The organism is Thalassospira sp. MBR-102, from assembly GCF_040549275.1.
Lineage (GTDB): Bacteria > Pseudomonadota > Alphaproteobacteria > Rhodospirillales > Thalassospiraceae > Thalassospira > Thalassospira xiamenensis.
The window spans coordinates 21,754-37,297 of record NZ_JBEPTC010000001.1; the positions used below are offsets into that span (position 1 = coordinate 21,754).

16 protein-coding genes are annotated in these 15,544 nt (G+C 54.4%); 11 read left to right on the top strand and 5 right to left on the bottom strand.

Annotated elements, in window-relative coordinates; translation table 11 throughout:
• Positions 1 to 3: 3 nt before the first annotated feature.
• Positions 4 to 795, bottom strand: coding sequence for a DUF4198 domain-containing protein (locus ABIE64_RS00130; protein WP_071241038.1), 792 nt, complete (start codon positions 793 to 795; stop codon positions 4 to 6).
• A gap of 97 nt (positions 796 to 892) precedes the next feature.
• Here ABIE64_RS00130 and nikR point away from each other — a divergent pair, with 97 nt between their 5' ends.
• Entirely contained in the window at positions 893 to 1,372 is a 480-nt protein-coding gene (gene nikR, locus ABIE64_RS00135) for a nickel-responsive transcriptional regulator NikR (protein WP_007090566.1), read from the top strand.
• Between the two features lie 279 nt (positions 1,373 to 1,651).
• Entirely contained in the window at positions 1,652 to 2,731 is a 1,080-nt protein-coding gene (gene recA, locus ABIE64_RS00140; RefSeq protein WP_007090565.1) for a recombinase RecA, read from the top strand.
• Between the two features lie 123 nt (positions 2,732 to 2,854).
• Here the strand turns inward: recA and ABIE64_RS00145 are convergent, their stop codons facing one another.
• The gene (locus ABIE64_RS00145; RefSeq protein WP_354376279.1) at positions 2,855 to 3,787 is read right to left on the bottom strand and encodes a helix-turn-helix domain-containing protein; all 933 of its coding nucleotides are present in this window, start codon (positions 3,785 to 3,787) and stop codon (positions 2,855 to 2,857) included.
• A 225-nt stretch (positions 3,788 to 4,012) separates the two neighbouring features.
• On the opposite strand from ABIE64_RS00145, the gene ABIE64_RS00150 reads away from it, so the two are divergent.
• From ABIE64_RS00150 to alaS, 7 genes are all read left to right on the top strand, one after another.
• Complete coding sequence (locus ABIE64_RS00150) at positions 4,013 to 5,059, top strand: alpha/beta hydrolase family protein (RefSeq protein WP_354376280.1); 1,047 nt, start codon at positions 4,013 to 4,015, stop codon at positions 5,057 to 5,059.
• Between the two features lie 226 nt (positions 5,060 to 5,285).
• Entirely contained in the window at positions 5,286 to 5,429 is a 144-nt protein-coding gene (locus ABIE64_RS00155; RefSeq protein WP_007090562.1) for an entericidin A/B family lipoprotein, read from the top strand.
• Positions 5,430 to 5,521: 92 nt separating this feature from the next.
• Positions 5,522 to 5,698 carry a DUF1328 domain-containing protein gene (locus tag ABIE64_RS00160; protein WP_007090561.1) on the top strand — a complete coding sequence of 59 codons (177 nt, stop codon included), beginning with the start codon at positions 5,522 to 5,524 and terminating at the stop codon, positions 5,696 to 5,698.
• Positions 5,699 to 5,995: 297 nt separating this feature from the next.
• Positions 5,996 to 6,136 carry an entericidin A/B family lipoprotein gene (locus tag ABIE64_RS00165; RefSeq protein ID WP_007090560.1) on the top strand — a complete coding sequence of 47 codons (141 nt, stop codon included), beginning with the start codon at positions 5,996 to 5,998 and terminating at the stop codon, positions 6,134 to 6,136.
• 262 nt (positions 6,137 to 6,398) lie between these two features.
• Positions 6,399 to 6,542 (top strand): hypothetical protein, encoded by a 144-nt coding sequence (locus ABIE64_RS00170; RefSeq protein ID WP_007090559.1) that lies wholly within the window; start codon positions 6,399 to 6,401, stop codon positions 6,540 to 6,542.
• A 30-nt stretch (positions 6,543 to 6,572) separates the two neighbouring features.
• The gene (locus ABIE64_RS00175; RefSeq protein ID WP_007090558.1) at positions 6,573 to 6,878 is read left to right on the top strand and encodes an NIPSNAP family protein; all 306 of its coding nucleotides are present in this window, start codon (positions 6,573 to 6,575) and stop codon (positions 6,876 to 6,878) included.
• Positions 6,879 to 7,057: 179 nt separating this feature from the next.
• On the top strand, positions 7,058 to 9,712 hold the full coding sequence (gene alaS, locus ABIE64_RS00180; RefSeq protein ID WP_354376281.1) for an alanine--tRNA ligase: 2,655 nt from the start codon (positions 7,058 to 7,060) through the stop codon (positions 9,710 to 9,712).
• A 129-nt stretch (positions 9,713 to 9,841) separates the two neighbouring features.
• Here the strand turns inward: alaS and ABIE64_RS00185 are convergent, their stop codons facing one another.
• A complete protein-coding gene (locus tag ABIE64_RS00185) occupies positions 9,842 to 11,200 on the bottom strand; it encodes a DUF2254 domain-containing protein (RefSeq protein WP_354376282.1) in 1,359 nt (452 codons plus the stop codon).
• Positions 11,201 to 11,470: 270 nt separating this feature from the next.
• Here ABIE64_RS00185 and ABIE64_RS00190 point away from each other — a divergent pair, with 270 nt between their 5' ends.
• A complete protein-coding gene (locus ABIE64_RS00190) occupies positions 11,471 to 12,223 on the top strand; it encodes a TetR/AcrR family transcriptional regulator (protein ID WP_354376283.1) in 753 nt (250 codons plus the stop codon).
• Positions 12,224 to 12,283: 60 nt separating this feature from the next.
• Complete coding sequence (locus tag ABIE64_RS00195) at positions 12,284 to 13,534, top strand: MFS transporter (RefSeq protein ID WP_354376284.1); 1,251 nt, start codon at positions 12,284 to 12,286, stop codon at positions 13,532 to 13,534.
• A gap of 15 nt (positions 13,535 to 13,549) precedes the next feature.
• Here ABIE64_RS00195 and ABIE64_RS00200 read toward each other — a convergent pair whose 3' ends face one another.
• Together ABIE64_RS00200 and ABIE64_RS00205 are read right to left on the bottom strand one after the other, a co-directional pair.
• Positions 13,550 to 14,392, bottom strand: coding sequence for a tetratricopeptide repeat protein (locus ABIE64_RS00200; protein WP_354376285.1), 843 nt, complete (start codon positions 14,390 to 14,392; stop codon positions 13,550 to 13,552).
• A gap of 148 nt (positions 14,393 to 14,540) precedes the next feature.
• Complete coding sequence (locus ABIE64_RS00205; protein ID WP_354376286.1) at positions 14,541 to 15,521, bottom strand: helix-turn-helix transcriptional regulator; 981 nt, start codon at positions 15,519 to 15,521, stop codon at positions 14,541 to 14,543.
• Between the last annotated feature and the right edge of the window lie 23 nt (positions 15,522 to 15,544).

Sequence of the window (15,544 nt, forward strand, 5' to 3'; positions counted from 1 at the left end):
GGCCTATTGGCTGACATCGAAAGTCAGGGTTGCCCGCAGGTTATGTACCCGGACAGATGCATCAGAGTCCGGGACATCGGCCGCAACCCGAACTATCCAAAGACCCGGTTTCGTAATCCGGATTTTGGCAATGCCGCTGCCACGATCATCGCTGAAAGTTTCGGTGTAATAGGCATAAGACGATGGCGTGTCGGTAAATCCGGCATAGGTTGCCAGGACACTGGTCGAATAAGGTTGCCCGTCCAGCAGGATTTGAACCGCAACGTCTTGGCCGATTGCCGTCATGCGCGGATCGGAAAGCGGCACGATTTCAAGTTTGTGCCCCAGAGGGGAAGAAATAAAATCCGCGTTTTGGGAGCCTCCAGTCAGGTTTTTGGAAAATTTTTCAAATCGGGATGACGCAACCGCATCGGGATGTGCGTCCGGCCCGCCTTCTTTCCAGCCATCGGGCGTTTGTGACCAGATCACCGGCAGGCGATGCCCGACAAGCCATGCGGGTTCTTCTTCGGAAAGGGTGAATGTGCCAGTCAGATTGGGGGCATCCGCATTTTCAGTGACATCAAGTTCGGTGGTGGCCGAGGGGGTGATCAATTGTGCACGGACATGCTTTGGCGCTTCGGCTTCTTCCGGGGTGCCGAAAACATGGGTCGAATCGAGGATGAAGGCAGCAGTGTCCTTGCCATTCGCGGGGGTGGTTTTGCTGCTGGCGACAAATTCATGGGCCACTGCGCCAAAGCCGATCAGGCACCCCAGTGCGGCAATTGCAAGCGGGGTTGTGAACTTTGATTGAAACATCTGCTATCCTTTGGGAGATTAGGGAAGTTGAAAGGCAGTATGAACTTTTCAAAAATGTTCATACGAGTCAAGCTGATGATTATGAAAGGGAATTCGTATGACCCGCGTGACCGTATCAATCGAAGACGATTTGATGGAGGCGTTCGATGCTTTCCTTGAGCATCGCGGCTACACCAACCGGTCAGAAGGTTTTCGTGACCTGATCCGGGAAAAGCTCCAGAATACCAAGCTCGACGAAGACACCGGCGGCGTTGGCATAGCGGTTCTGAATTATGTCTATGATCATGAAGAACGCATGCTGGCATCACGGCTGATGAGTGCGCAGCACGAACATCATGACCTGACCGTTTCGACCGTGCATTTCCATATTGATCACGATACGTGCCTTGAAAGCGTAACCTTGCGCGGCAAGCTTTCCGATATTCGCAAATTCGCCGATCAGGTTCTGGCACAACCTGGCGTGCGCCATGGGCAGCTTTATTCGGTTCCGGGTGAATTGCATGTCGAAACCCATCATCACGGCGATGACGATCATGGACATGCACATCGGCACGAACATCTGAAAATCACGACCTGAACCGGGCTTCTCCGAATTGTTTTAAAAATCCCGGCACAAGCCCGGCGACAATTTTATTTATCCGGGTTTGAATTCTTACCCACCAAAATGAGAACAAACTTGCAACATCCATTTTTTTGTGCAAGTGTTCACATTATGTTCTCAATGCGTTTGCCGGAAAATGGTTGGCGTGATGTCAGTTATCCGGCGGGGCACCTAGCGGTGGCGTTCCGCATTTAGGACCGGGGAACCGCCTGCGTTGCATCCTACCCGGCCCTGTGGAATAAGAGAGTTCGAAAAATGATTCAGACCGCGCTGCATTTGGTGGATAAAGATACGATGGATAAGCAGAAGGCACTCGAAGCCGCTCTTGGGCAGATCGAACGCGCATTTGGCAAGGGCTCGATCATGAAGCTCGGCCAGCGCGATAGTGCGGTGGATATTTCAGCCATTTCGACCGGGTCGCTTGGGCTTGATATCGGGCTCGGGATTGGCGGCCTGCCGCGTGGCCGTATCGTCGAAATTTACGGGCCGGAAAGCTCGGGTAAAACCACACTGGCTTTGCACACCATTGCGGAGGCCCAGAAACTTGGCGGGACCTGTGCCTTTGTCGATGCCGAACATGCGCTTGATCCGGGTTATGCCCGCAAGCTCGGGGTGAATACCGACGAACTCCTGATTTCGCAGCCTGATGCGGGTGAACAGGCGCTTGAAATCGCCGATACGCTGGTGCGTTCCGGTGCGATTGATGTGCTGGTCGTCGATTCGGTTGCCGCCCTTGTGCCACGTGCCGAACTTGAAGGCGAAATGGGTGACACCCACGTCGGCCTGCAGGCCCGCCTGATGAGCCAGGCATTGCGTAAACTGACCAGCTCGGTCTCGCGTTCGAACTGCATGGTCATCTTCATCAACCAGATCCGTATGAAGATCGGTGTGATGTTTGGCAGCCCGGAAACCACCACGGGTGGTAACGCGCTTAAATTCTATGCGTCTGTTCGTCTTGATATTCGCCGGATCGGTCAGATCAAGGACCGTGACGAAGTCGTTGGCAACCAGACTCGTGTGAAGGTCGTCAAAAACAAGATGGCCCCGCCGTTCAAGCAGGTCGAATTCGACATCATGTATGGCGAAGGCATTTCCAAGATGGGTGAAATCCTTGATCTTGGTGTCAAGGCGGGCATCGTTGAAAAATCCGGTTCCTGGTTCTCGTATAATTCGACACGTATCGGTCAGGGCCGCGAGAATGCCAAAACCTTCCTGCGTGAAAATCAGGAAATGACCGCCGAAATCGAACGCAGCATCCGCGAAAGTGCAGGTCTGATCGCCGAGGCGATGACCAGCATGAGCGAAGATGAACCGTCAAACGATGACGACGCGTAATTAAAAGCGGACTGAATAATCAAACGGGCGCTTTGGGCGCCCGTTTTTGTGTCTGATCCGTTTTGTTGGCGGCGTGTGTAACGCAGGCAGGTATGGATTTCGCGATATGGCGCGAAGCGGGAGTCAGGGGTGCTGTGCTTCCTGTTGCCATTGGCTGGGCGTTTTGCCCGTTATCCTTAAGAATTCCCGATTGAAATTCGACTTGGTGTTAAAGCCGCTTGTCAGCATGGTCGTTGTGACAGTCTCGCCCTTGTCCAGTTCGCGGCAAGCATGTTCAATCCGGTATTTGTTGATGAAGCGCGAGACATTTTCACCGGTCGTGGCGTTGATCGCGGTCGAAATCTGTTTCAGCGGGACGCCCATACGTCGGGATATGCGTGCAAGCGTCAGATCCGGGTCAAGATAAAGCTGTTCGCGTATCTGCAAATCTTCAAGCTGGGCCATTATGGTCCGATGTTCCGGGGTGCTGGGTGTTGTCCGCACGTGATCGGAAGGCTGATTTTGTTCCCCTGATTGGACATCCGCATCAACATCAATTGCAATGTCGGGCGACAGAGACAGAAAGCCGATGGTCAAGAGTGCCAGGGATGATGTGATGCTCAGGATCAGGCCGACAATCTGATCGTTTCCATCGATCTTGGCGACGATGATCAGCATGTCGCTGATGGCCGACGCGATCAGGGCGAAGGCGATGAAGCGCCAAACCAGTGCCGGGATATGGCCCGCGGTCAGAGGCATATGGGCAAAATCACCGCCCTGACGATGAAGCATCACCAGAATTGCCGCCCCGTATCCGACAAAAAGGCTGCAAAGCACAACATCAATGATTGCCGGTAAAAGAAACACGCATAGGGCGACGATCGCTGGTACCGAGAAATGCACCCAATCCCGTATTTGCAGGCGCGCACGAAGACTTGCTTCCAAAAAGGCCATCCAGGCCAGAGCCGGGATAATGGATGCGGTGATGGGTTGAAGCCATCGCAGGCTGGCAAAGCCATAATACTGAACAATCCCGACCAGAATGCTTTGTCCGGCCGCGGCAAGCAGCAGCGCCATAAGCATCCTGGGTGTTCTTCCGCCCACAACCGCGCGGACAAAGAGAAAGCCTAAAACCAGGGCAACTATAATTGGGACGGGGAGGACAAGCATCGGACAGTCAGTTCCCGACAAAAGGTATCAAAACCGGTTTTGGGACGTTCACAAACCCGTTTGAGGGCGCAGGAAATCCTGTTTTGGGCGAAAACGTTCCGGCACGCTTAACTTATGACAAGGATCCTGATGATGAAACCGATATATCTTGCCGTCGCCTTCTTTCTGGCCGCGGGCCTGAAGACATCGCCCGTCTTGGCGGAACCGCAAACCGATTATGCCGGATATGACCGTTTTGATGTGCGCGCAGCCCATCGTTCCATGCCAATCGCGGCCTCGGTCTGGTATCCGGCAGATACCTTTATCTATCGTGCGCCGGTCGGCCGCAATATCATCTGGAAGGGAACAGATGCGTATGTCGGTGCGGCAATTGCGCCGGGGCAACATCCGCTGGTTCTTCTTTCCCATGGCTCGGGCGGCAATATGGATGGACTTGGCTGGCTGTCCTCGCAACTGGCGTTGCGTGGGGCGATTGTTGTTGCGGTCAACCATCCCGGTACGACATCGGGGGATTCGTCACCGCGACGTACACCGCTTATCGGCGAACGTGCCGCAGATATCAGTGCCACCCTTGATCAGGTCCTCTCCAATACGGCTTTTGCCCCTTACATCGATCATCAGAATATTTCCGCGATCGGGTTTTCATTGGGGGGTACGACGGTTTTAAACCTTGCGGGGGTACGGTTTGATCAAACGCTTTATGCGCAATATTGCGACAAATTCGGCAATGCGGCCCAGGATTGCGATTTTTTGCGCAAAGGGGGTGTTGATCCTGATCATCTTCCCGATGACTTTGCTGCTTCCAGCCGGGACGACCGGATTGTTCGCTCTGTCGCGATAGAGCCAGGCATGGGGTTTGCCGCGACACAAACCAGTCTGGCGGAGGTAACTTCTGCCATGCTCTTTATCGGCCTTGGCGAAGAAAACAAATGGGTAGCTGCTGATTTTGGGCCGAACGGCAGTAATCTCGTCGCGCGGATCCAAAACGCATCTTCAGCAACGTTTGCGCCAGCATATCATTTGACGTTTCTTGGCGAATGTATGCCGGGGGCTGCCGAGATACTTAAAGAAGAAGGCAGCGAGCCAATCTGCTCCGACCCTCCCGGTACGGATCGCGCCCAGATTCATCAAAAGATTGTTTCGGCGATTGCGGAATTCCTGAATTTGTCCGGTTCCTGAGCGGAGAATAAAGCTTAGGAAATGGTAAAAGAGGGCCTGAAACGTCCTCTTTCTCAATTTGCCCAAAAATGATCACGATTGGCTACAACCCGCAAAAATAAAGGCATTTGATCTGCCTTAATTGCGTCAGATCAGCAGCTTGGCAGTAGCGCAAGGAACTTTTTCTTTCCGGCTCCGTTATGGATGGTGTGAAGAAAATCTCGTCGAGCAAACAGGAGAAACTGAAATGTCCGACTTTTTGAAAAAGATTTTCGCCGTTGCGATGATTTCTGGCATGGGCCTTGGCCTTGCCGCGTGTGAAACCGCCGAAGGGTTTGGCCAGGATATGGAAAATGCCGGTGAAGCCATCCAGGATGAAGCCAGCGAGTAAGGCATCATCGCGGATTTTTCGTTCGCTGACGGGACTTTTGGATCAACTCCATCACCCGCAAGCAGCTAAAGCCTAAATAAGGAGATAACATCATGTTGGGTTGGGCAGTCTTTTGTCTCATTCTGGCGCTTGTCGCCGCCGTCCTTGGTTTTGGCGGCTTGGCAGGGACGTTTGTCGGGATCGCCAAGATCCTGTTCTTCGTCTTCCTCGTCCTGTTCGTGGTTTCGCTTCTGGTCAACGCGCTGCGTGGCCGCCGCCCGCCGGTCTGACAAAGTACGCTAACGCTTTTTGATCCGGGTTTTAGCCAACCACAGCACCGTAACCCGAGACGAACACGACAAACTGTTAAAACAGGGCTTTCATGAACGCCCTGTTTTTTTGCGTTTTACTGATCTGAATTATGGTCGAACCGGTATCTTGGGCGTTTAATGTTTGCTGCTCAAAAACGGTCCGGATTTTGGCGATGGCCTGATTAACCGCCCGAAAAACCCTGCTTCTTTCTGGCAGTTCACGCAGCACCGTGTTGATCGATTGATCCCGTTTGTTTGAGCAAACAGGAGAAGACCATGTCTGACATCTGCAAGAAGATTTTTGCGATTGCCCTGATATCATTTATCGGATTTGGCATTGCGGCGTGCGAGACGGCAAACGGCTTTGGCCGTGATGTCGAGGATGCCGGAGAAGCGATCCAGAAAGGGACCGACTAGGAGCAGGTTGATCTACTGCGCGGTTGCGGTCTGACGATCTGATCGTCGTCAAAACACATGATGCGGGTAAATGGGAACGGGTATGTAAATGCATGCCCGTTTTTTGTTTGGCATTTGAATTCACGCTGAAGGAAAGAGTTGCCAGCAGCACGTGACCCCGACAAGATAGCGACTGATTTCGGAAGCCACATGCCTTGCGTCAGAAGCAGGCCGCGGCCGCCTTCAAAATCAACATGTCGTTAAAGGCAGGAGCATTCAAACAATGGCTATTCTTGTAAAACGTATTCTGGCACTGGCCCTGATTGCGGGCTTTGGCATGTCGCTTGCGGCGTGTGAAACTGCCGCCGGATTTGGTCGCGATGTTGAAAAACTGGGCGAACAGATTCAGGAAGGCGTCGAAAAGTAACCCATCCTCAAGTTCCGGAAAGTTCCCGCCGTGATCACCTGCTATCTGAAATACGTTATCGACATGCATAAAATCCCTGAGTTCGAGGATTATGCCCGTCGCTGGATTCCCATCGTCAATCGGATGGGCGGGACGCATCACGGCTATTTCCTGCCGCATGAAGGCGCCAGCAGCATCGCCTATGCCCTGTTCAGTTTCCCGAGCCTTGCGGCATACGAAGATTACCGCAATCGCATGGCCGATGATGACGAATGTGTTGCAACACTCGAACTTGAAAAACGCAACCGCAGCATCATCAGTTACGAACGCAGTTTCATGCGCCCGGTTCTTGATTAGGGCGGCATATCTGATCAGGGCGTTGTGGCGTGCCGGTGCGGTGCCGGATGCATAAATCGTCACTTAAACACCGCAAAGCCTTTCCCCGACTGGACAGCACAGGGCCGAGCCGCTAAATAGGGCAGTCGCGCCGCACGTTTGCGGCAGCGATTGTTCCGCGTTTTCCGGGTTGGAGAGAGATGCAGACCGTTAACGATATCCGCACCACGTTTCTGGAATTCTTCCGCAAGAACGGCCACGAGGTCGTATCTTCCAGCCCGCTGGTGCCGCGCAATGACCCGACCCTGATGTTCACCAACGCAGGGATGGTCCAGTTCAAGAACGTTTTTACCGGTCAGGAACACCGCGATTATTCGCGCGCGACCACCTCGCAGAAATGCGTGCGTGCCGGCGGCAAGCATAACGATCTTGAAAATGTCGGTCATACTGCCCGTCACCACACCTTCTTTGAAATGCTCGGAAACTTTTCGTTTGGCGACTATTTCAAGGAAAACGCGATTGAATTCGCCTGGAACCTGATCACCAGGGAATACGGCCTCCCGGCGGACAAGCTGCTGGTCACCGTCTATCACACCGATGACGAGGCCCATGGTCTATGGAAAAAGATCGCTGGTCTTTCCGATGATCGCATCATTCGCATTCCGACGTCTGATAACTTCTGGTCGATGGGTGATACCGGTCCTTGTGGTCCGTGTTCGGAAATCTTCTTTGACCATGGTGATAAAATCTGGGGCGGTCCCCCCGGCAGCCCTGAAGAAGACGGCGACCGTTTCATCGAAATCTGGAACCTCGTCTTCATGCAGTACGAGCAGATGGCAAATGGTGAACGCGTGAATTTGCCAAAGCCGTCGATTGATACCGGCATGGGCCTTGAACGTATTGCAGCCGTCCTTCAGGGCAAGCACGATAACTATGACATCGACCTGATGCGTGCCCTGATCGAGGCATCGGCCGATGCCACCAGCACCGATCCCGATGGCCCGCATAATGTGTCGCACCGCGTGGTTGCCGACCATCTGCGTTCGACCAGCTTCCTGATTGCGGATGGTGTTCTGCCGTCCAATGCCGGTCGCGGTAACGTTCTGCGTCGTATCATGCGTCGCGCCATGCGCCATCTGCACATGATCGGCACTCAGGACCCGGTGATGTATAAACTGGTTCCGGCACTGGTACGCAAAATGGGCGGTGCCTTCCCGGAACTGGTTCGTGCGCAGGCCTTGATCGAAGAAACCCTTAAGCTCGAAGAGCAGGGCTTTAAAACCATGCTTGATCGCGGTCTCAAGATGCTTGATGACGCGACCGATGGCATGGGCGAGGGCGCGACCCTTTCGGGTGATGTTGCCTTCAAGCTTTATGACACCTACGGCTTCCCGCTCGATCTGACGGCGGATGCGCTTAAACCACGCAAGATCGGTATCGATGAAAGCGGTTTTACCTCCGCCATGGAAGAACAGAAAGCCAAGGCCCGTGCCGCATGGTCGGGGTCGGGCGAAGCCGCGACCGAGGAAGTCTGGTTTGACATCAATGATCGCGATGGCGCGACCGAATTCCTGGGCTACGAAACCGAAAATGCCGAAGGCGTTCTCACGGCCCTGATCAAGGATGGTGCGGAAACCAAAACCGCGACCAAGGGCGATAACGTTGCCATCGTTGCCAACCAGACCCCGTTCTTCGGGGAATCCGGTGGTCAGCAGGGCGATGCCGGTGTGATCAAAACCGAAAAGGGTGCCGTGATTGAAATCACCGACACCCAGAAGAAACTTGGCGCATTGCATGTGCATCTTGGCAAGGTTGTCGAAGGTGATGTTTCGGTTGGCGATGCCGCCGAATTCCGCGTCGATCATACCCGCCGTTCGGCCTTGCGCGCCAACCATTCGGCGACCCATCTTCTGCATGCGGTCATGCGCAAGCATCTGGGCGATCACGTCACCCAGAAGGGATCGCTGGTGGCCAAGGATCGCCTGCGGTTCGACGTATCGCATCCCAAGCCGATCACCGCCGAAGAAGCCGCTGTGATCGAATTCGACGTCAACCGTCTGATTCGCGAAAACAGCGAAGTCACCACCCGTCTGATGACCCCGGACGAGGCGATTGAACTGGGTGCGATGGCGCTGTTTGGCGAAAAATACGGTGATGAAGTCCGCGTTGTTTCGATGGGCCTGCCCGAAGCGAACGAACATGCTTATTCGCTTGAACTTTGCGGTGGTACGCATGTCAAACGGACCGGCGATATCGGTATGTTCAAGATCGTATCCGAAGGTGCGGTTTCAAGCGGTGTCCGCCGTATCGAAGCCCTGACCGGTTCGGATGCTGCAAGCTATATGGCGGCCCGCGATCAGCTTCTGCAAACCATCTCGGCCGATCTGAAAGCCGTTCCCGAGGATGTTCCGGCGCGTGTCAAAGCCTTGCAGGAAGAGCGCCGCAAGCTTGAACGTGAGGTTTCCGACCTGCGCAAGAAACTGGCGACCGCCGGTTCGGGCGGGGCATCGGGTGCAGATGCGTTCAAGGAAGCCAACGGTGTCAAACTGGCCCTGCGTGTTCTGGACGGTATCCCGGCCAAGGAACTCAAAGGGATGGTTGACGAATTGCGCGATCAGATGGGATCGGGCATTGTTGCCCTGATCTCGACGGACGGCGGCAAGGCGTCCATCGTTGTCGGCCTGACCGAGGACCTTGCGGGTAAATTCAGCGCGGTCGATCTGGTGCGTGTCGGTGTCGAAAAACTCGGCGGTAAAGGCGGCGGTGGCCGCCCGGATATGGCACAGGGTGGTGGGCCCGATGCCGATCAGGCCGAAGCGGCACTTGCCGCGATTGAGGCAACAGTTGCTGCCTGATCCGGTAGTTTCGGATATGGAAACGAGAAAAGGGGACCTTCGGGTCTCCTTTTTGCGTCTGGCGTCGTGTTCTGAATTATCCGGCTGTATGATCGACTGGCTTGGTTTTGATCAGTTCCCAGCCAAGGTTCAGGCCGCTGAATAATCATCTTTGGCCTGTTGCTGTCGCAGGACGCGGTTAACGGCGCGTTCAACCGCCCTGCGGTCCGTCGCATCGGGGACATCGCGCGCAGCTGCGCGTTCGATGAGACGGGCATGTTCGCGCAGGATTTCCTGCTGTCCCGGGTGGCGGGCAAGCCCGACGAGGCTTTCAAGGACTTCTGCCATTGGCAGAAGCACATCGGGCTTGGCAGCAGCCGATTGGCGGATCTGATCGAATGCTGCGTCCAGCATGCCACCGAAATCCGAAAGATGGGCGCATATGCGTTCCTTACCCTGATCATCCTGCCAAAGTCCAAGTGGATAATGAAAGCGCATCGCCTGTGGCAGCGCCCGGCCCAGACGATAGATCACCGCAATGGCGGTAAACGGGTCGTTGATCCCCGGCGACAAGGCGCGTAAGGCAATCTCGACCAGCTGGCGCAGGGCGAATTCGATATCAAGCAGGGCCGTGCGCTGATTGCCGATCATGATTTCGGTGTCAATGTCTTCGCGGAGTTTGTCGGTGTCGATATTGCTGTCGCGGGCCGTCGGGTAGGGGCTGATTTCACCGATAATGTCACCGGCAATAACATGTTGCCCGGCGCGGATCGTCAGGGCGATTTTGATGTCGGCCAGGATGGCAAGTTCAAGCAGATCGTCATAGGCAATTCCCTGAACATATCCCGATTTGGTGGCCCGGATGATCCGTTCGGATTGGATCGAAGCCGCGTCGGGTAGCGCGCATTTAATTTTTGCTGCCCGTTCAATGGGGGATTTCAGGGTCTCAAGCGACGAGGAAATGGTGGTTTCCAGATTTGCGCCGACATTGTGGATCACCTGATCGGCAACGATGGATCGGCCAAGATGATGCACAAACAGGATCAACACAAACAGGCTGACGACAAAAAGCGTAATGCCCGCCATCGCGGCAATTTGGGGTATCTGATCGCCTTCGCCCTGTTCGCCCATGATGACAAGGGTGGTGATCAGAAACAGGATCGATCCGACAAAACTGCCAAGTGAGTTCTGGGTTTTCGGGTCCCCCATGAAATTGCGGATGGTGCGTGGTCCAAGCGACCCGGCAGCCAATGTCAGAACCACCATGGTCACCGAAAGGGCAAAGGTGGTCATCGTCACCAATGTTGCCAGCAGTGTCGATGTCAGGTCCTGCACGGTTTCAATCGTGCCAAAACGCGGCCACAAATCCGGAAGGCTTTTGATCAAATCCTCGCCCGGTAACCGAATGGATAATAGGGCAAGAATAGCACCGCCAATCGCATACAGAAGCGGGGTAAACCACAGGCTGTGGCTTATCATTTCCCAGAGCCGGATAAAGCGATGAAACATTTTTAAAGGAACCCCGTTCTTGTCATGTGCTTTGCGTGGCGACATATGCCGCCCGTCGGCAAAGCCGGCACCGGGACAGCGATCATCTTATGAACGTCCGACGTACAAAGCCGGTTCCCGACCGATGACGGGAATTCATGTCATAGCATATTACGGGAATTTCAGCGCCTTCATCACTGCTGGATGTCACCCATGCAAATTTCGCGGTTGCCGGTTTTTTAAAAATGAACCAAATTCGATTTTGCGTCATTTAATTAAACAGGCATTGCCATGACCCGGCAGGACATCCCGGAAAACCCACCCGTAACGCCACGGGTGAACCGCATAGAAAAGCGCCAGCAGCGCGAAGAACTGATTGTTCAGCGCGCGGGTGAACTGATTGCGCAATACGGATTTTTCGAATTGAAAATGTCCGATCTGGCACAGGCCTGCGATATTTCGGTCGGTACGCTTTATGCCCATTTCGCCAGCAAGGAAGACCTTTTGCTGGGGCTTGCCATTACAGCCGGGCAGAAACGCGCGCGGTTTTTTGGTCATGCGCGCGCCCATGATGGCAGTGCGATGGAGAAGTTCATTGTCGCCAGTTTGCTCGATATCCGCTTTTCCCTTGAACATCCCGAATGGTTCGAGGCGGAATATCTTGCGCTGGCGCCTTCGATCTGGACGCGCGCAACACCATCCCATCATCAAAGCCAGTTGGCTGAGGTTGGCCGGATTACCGAAATGTTCCAAAGCTTCCTGTCGGCGGCGGCCGATGAACTTGGCATTTCGCATGATGTGATTGCGCGAACACGCAACCTCAATCTTGGCAGTTGGGGGCTTTCATTTGGCATGAATGCCCTTGCAATGTCGGAAATTACCGACCGCCATTACGGCGCGGAGCTTCGCAACAATGCGATTGATATTTTCTGTGACAGTCTGGCCGATCTTCTGGCCGGGGCAGGATGGCATGTTGATGATGCCCGCCAGATCGTGCGCGACCTTGCCGCACGTTATGCCGAACTGTCCGGAGATGCGACATAGCTGCCACCCACGATTTCCATAAACCGCTGCCACCAAAAACGCCCACGGAGTATTCGCCCCATGTCCCAGGAAACCAAAACCATGACTGCGGTCTTTTTGACCGTGCTGTTCGGTTTTGCCGGGTTCAGCCTGCCTTATCCTGTTTTCAGCCCGATGTTTCTGAAACCCGAACTGGGGTTTCTTGATCCATCGGTACCGACGGAATACCGCACGATGCTTTTGGGTGTCGCCATGGCGCTTTATCCCATCGGGCAGTTTATCGGCGCGCCGTGGCTTGGGCGGGTGTCGGACAAGCTTGGTCGTCGTCCAGTACTGATGGCGTCGCTTTTGGGAGCGGTCCTTGGCTATCTTGTGACGGCCTATGGGGTGGCTGATGCCAATCTTCCGCTGGTTCTGGTCGGCCGGTTCGTGTCGGGCCTGTGCGAGGGCAATATGGCCATCGCCCAATCGATTGCATCGGATATCAGTCGTCCTGAAACCAAGGTACGCAATTTTGGCCTGATCACGGTTGCGATCAATGTTGGCTGGATCATCGGCCCGCTGATGGGCGGCTTTTTCTCCGACCCGACCATTCATCCGTCCTTTAACGTGTCCTGGCCGTTCTATTTTGCCGCGGGCATGTATGCCTTTAACCTGCTGGTGGTGTTCGTTATCCTGCATATCCCGGAATATGCACGTCGTCGCGGCACGCCAAAGGGTATGGTGGCACCTGCTACACGTACGGTTTGGGCAACGATCAAGGATCCGGACCTTCTGCCCGCTTATGTGATTTCGTTTTTCAGCTATATCGCGGTTTATATCTTTTTTGCCTTTTTCGGGGTCTATCTGGTGCAGAATTACGACGTCACCAGCAGCTTCCTTGGCATGTGTTCGGCCATCATTTCGATCCCGCTGATCCTTGCCGGATTGACGGTTGATCGCGCGCAGAAGATTTGCGGCCTGATCGGTGTCGGGACCCTTGGCCATCTGTTTCTGGGCATCGGCCTGATCACGTTCCTGATCCCGGATGGGCTGGTGTGGATATTTGTGCCGATGTGTCTGGCGGCGTTTGGCATTGCCTGGTGCGAGGTCACGACCAGCCTGTTTATTTCCAACGCTGCCGGATCGCATGAACAGGGGCAGGCGCTTGGCGTTTATCGGTCCGCCCACGTTCTGGCCGAAGCCACCGCTGTCCTGATCGGCGGGGTTCTGGCCGGGATCGCCAGCTATGCGCCGTTCTTCCTTGGCTTTATCGCGGCGATGCTATGCGTAATTGGTATTCTGGGCTGGTTGCGCATCCGTCAGACAACCGCGGACGTTCCGGCGGCATAAGTTCGCAATACAGACTCAGACATCAACCGGTGCATAGGCGGCGCAGGCAATCAGTTTGGCCGCCTTTTCGCTGTCTTTGCGGTCCTTGTCCGGCAGTTTCGCAAGGTCATCGGCAAGCGCGCGGGTTTCTTCGATCCCGTCGAGATCGGCACTGATTTCCATCACCCGATCCCAGATCGCCTGATCATCCATACCGCCCATCACCGTCAGGATGATCGCCCGGTTAAGGGTGGCTTCGGGGTTTTCGGCATCTTGGCTCAGGATCAGTTCGAACGCTTCGAAGGCCGAAATCAGATGACCTTCGCGCAGATGGATAACGCCCAGATCATTTTTTGCCGCAAGTGACGCTGGATCAATGCGTAAAAGCTGCTCGATTGCGCGTTTTTCACCTTCCGGATCGTCGTTGGCGCGATGTGCCGCGGCGATCAACTGATGTATTTTTGTATCACCCGGCCGGTGGTGGGCCGCGTTCTGAAAAGCACTCAGCGCATATTCGGGCTGTTCAAGGTCCAGCAATGCCTGCCCGCGCAGTACCAGCAAATCCGGGTCGGTCGGATGATGGCGCAAAACGATATCGACATGATTAAGTGCCGAACGGGCATCACCATTTTCAAGCAGGGCGCGTGCAATGTGATGCAGGCATTCTTCGTGGCCTTCATCAGATTGCAGCACAGTGCGATATTCGCCAAGTGCTTCGGTCAGCGAACCTTTTTCATGAAGGGCACGCGCCAGTCCGAACCGTGCTTCAAGATTATCCTCATCCTCGCCAAGTGCCTGACGCAACATATTGATCGCGGCGTCATATTGGCGGCGTTTAAGCGCGGCAAGACCCATATCCGCAAAGGACATAGTGGTCATGCAAATTCTCCCAACCTTGTGGTCATCCCGTTGCCCGGGACATCAAATTTATCGAATTTCGATGGGATTATAGGCGGTGGTACGATCATTTCCACCCCCGATCTGCATAAATTGAAACCTGCCCGTGACAACAGGTGATGGTCAAAGATTATTGTCGTTTGCGTAAGGTTTCGGAAGGCAAAACACCGAACTGTTTTGAATAAATCCGGGCAAACCGGCCGGCATGGGCAAAGCCCCACTTCATGGCAATCTCGGCAACGCCTGCTCCGTCTGCGTCATTAAGAAGGTCGTTATAGGCGTTGTTCAGGCGCACCGATCTCAGATACGCCATTGGCGACATGCCATAAGCGGCGTTAAAGGCCATTTGTAATGTCCGATAACCGCAACCCGCATGTTGTACCAGGGTTTCAAGTGTGATCGCTGTATGGGCGTAGGCATGAATGTAATCGCGTGCCCGTTTCACATAGTGCGGAACCGCGTTGGATTTCGTTTGCCCATGCAGAAGTTCCGAACAGGAATTCGGAAGCATCATCAGGATATTTGTCAAAAGCAAATCCTGAAGACTATTCAGAACAATGGAATTGTCGAGATTGTGAAGCGGGTCATCAAGTGCTTGCGCGATGTAATTCAGAGTATTGCAGACATGCCGACCCGGCGCAGTGTCCAGATCAAGGCTGATTTCGAACCCCGGATCCATGGTCGGCATATCATTGCCCAAAAGTGTCCGGCAATGTCTGGCGATGATGTCTTTCGGCAACCGGACGCCCAAGCAGGCAAACCGGTCTTCGTCAGCGAAAAGCGGAACGCGCATGTCGCGGATCATTCCGCGCTTGGTCGAAATTGTGTAATTCTGCCCTTGATGCTGCACCGATCCCCCCCCTTCGGTCGGGATGATCATGAATAGGGCATCGTTATCGCTTTCTGGTGTTCGAAGCTGAACGCGACAATCCCCAAAGGACGAATGCAAAACTTGCAAATCGCCCAAGGCAACGCCATGGATCGAGACATCGAAAGATGCGGGGCGTTCGATCAGGTCCAGTGTATCAATGGAATTCAGTTCGGCCAGAAGAGCGCGGGTTTCATAAAGATCACGCGATGATAGAACCTGATAATTCTGAAGATACGTCACACAAGCTTCCCCCAGACGCATTG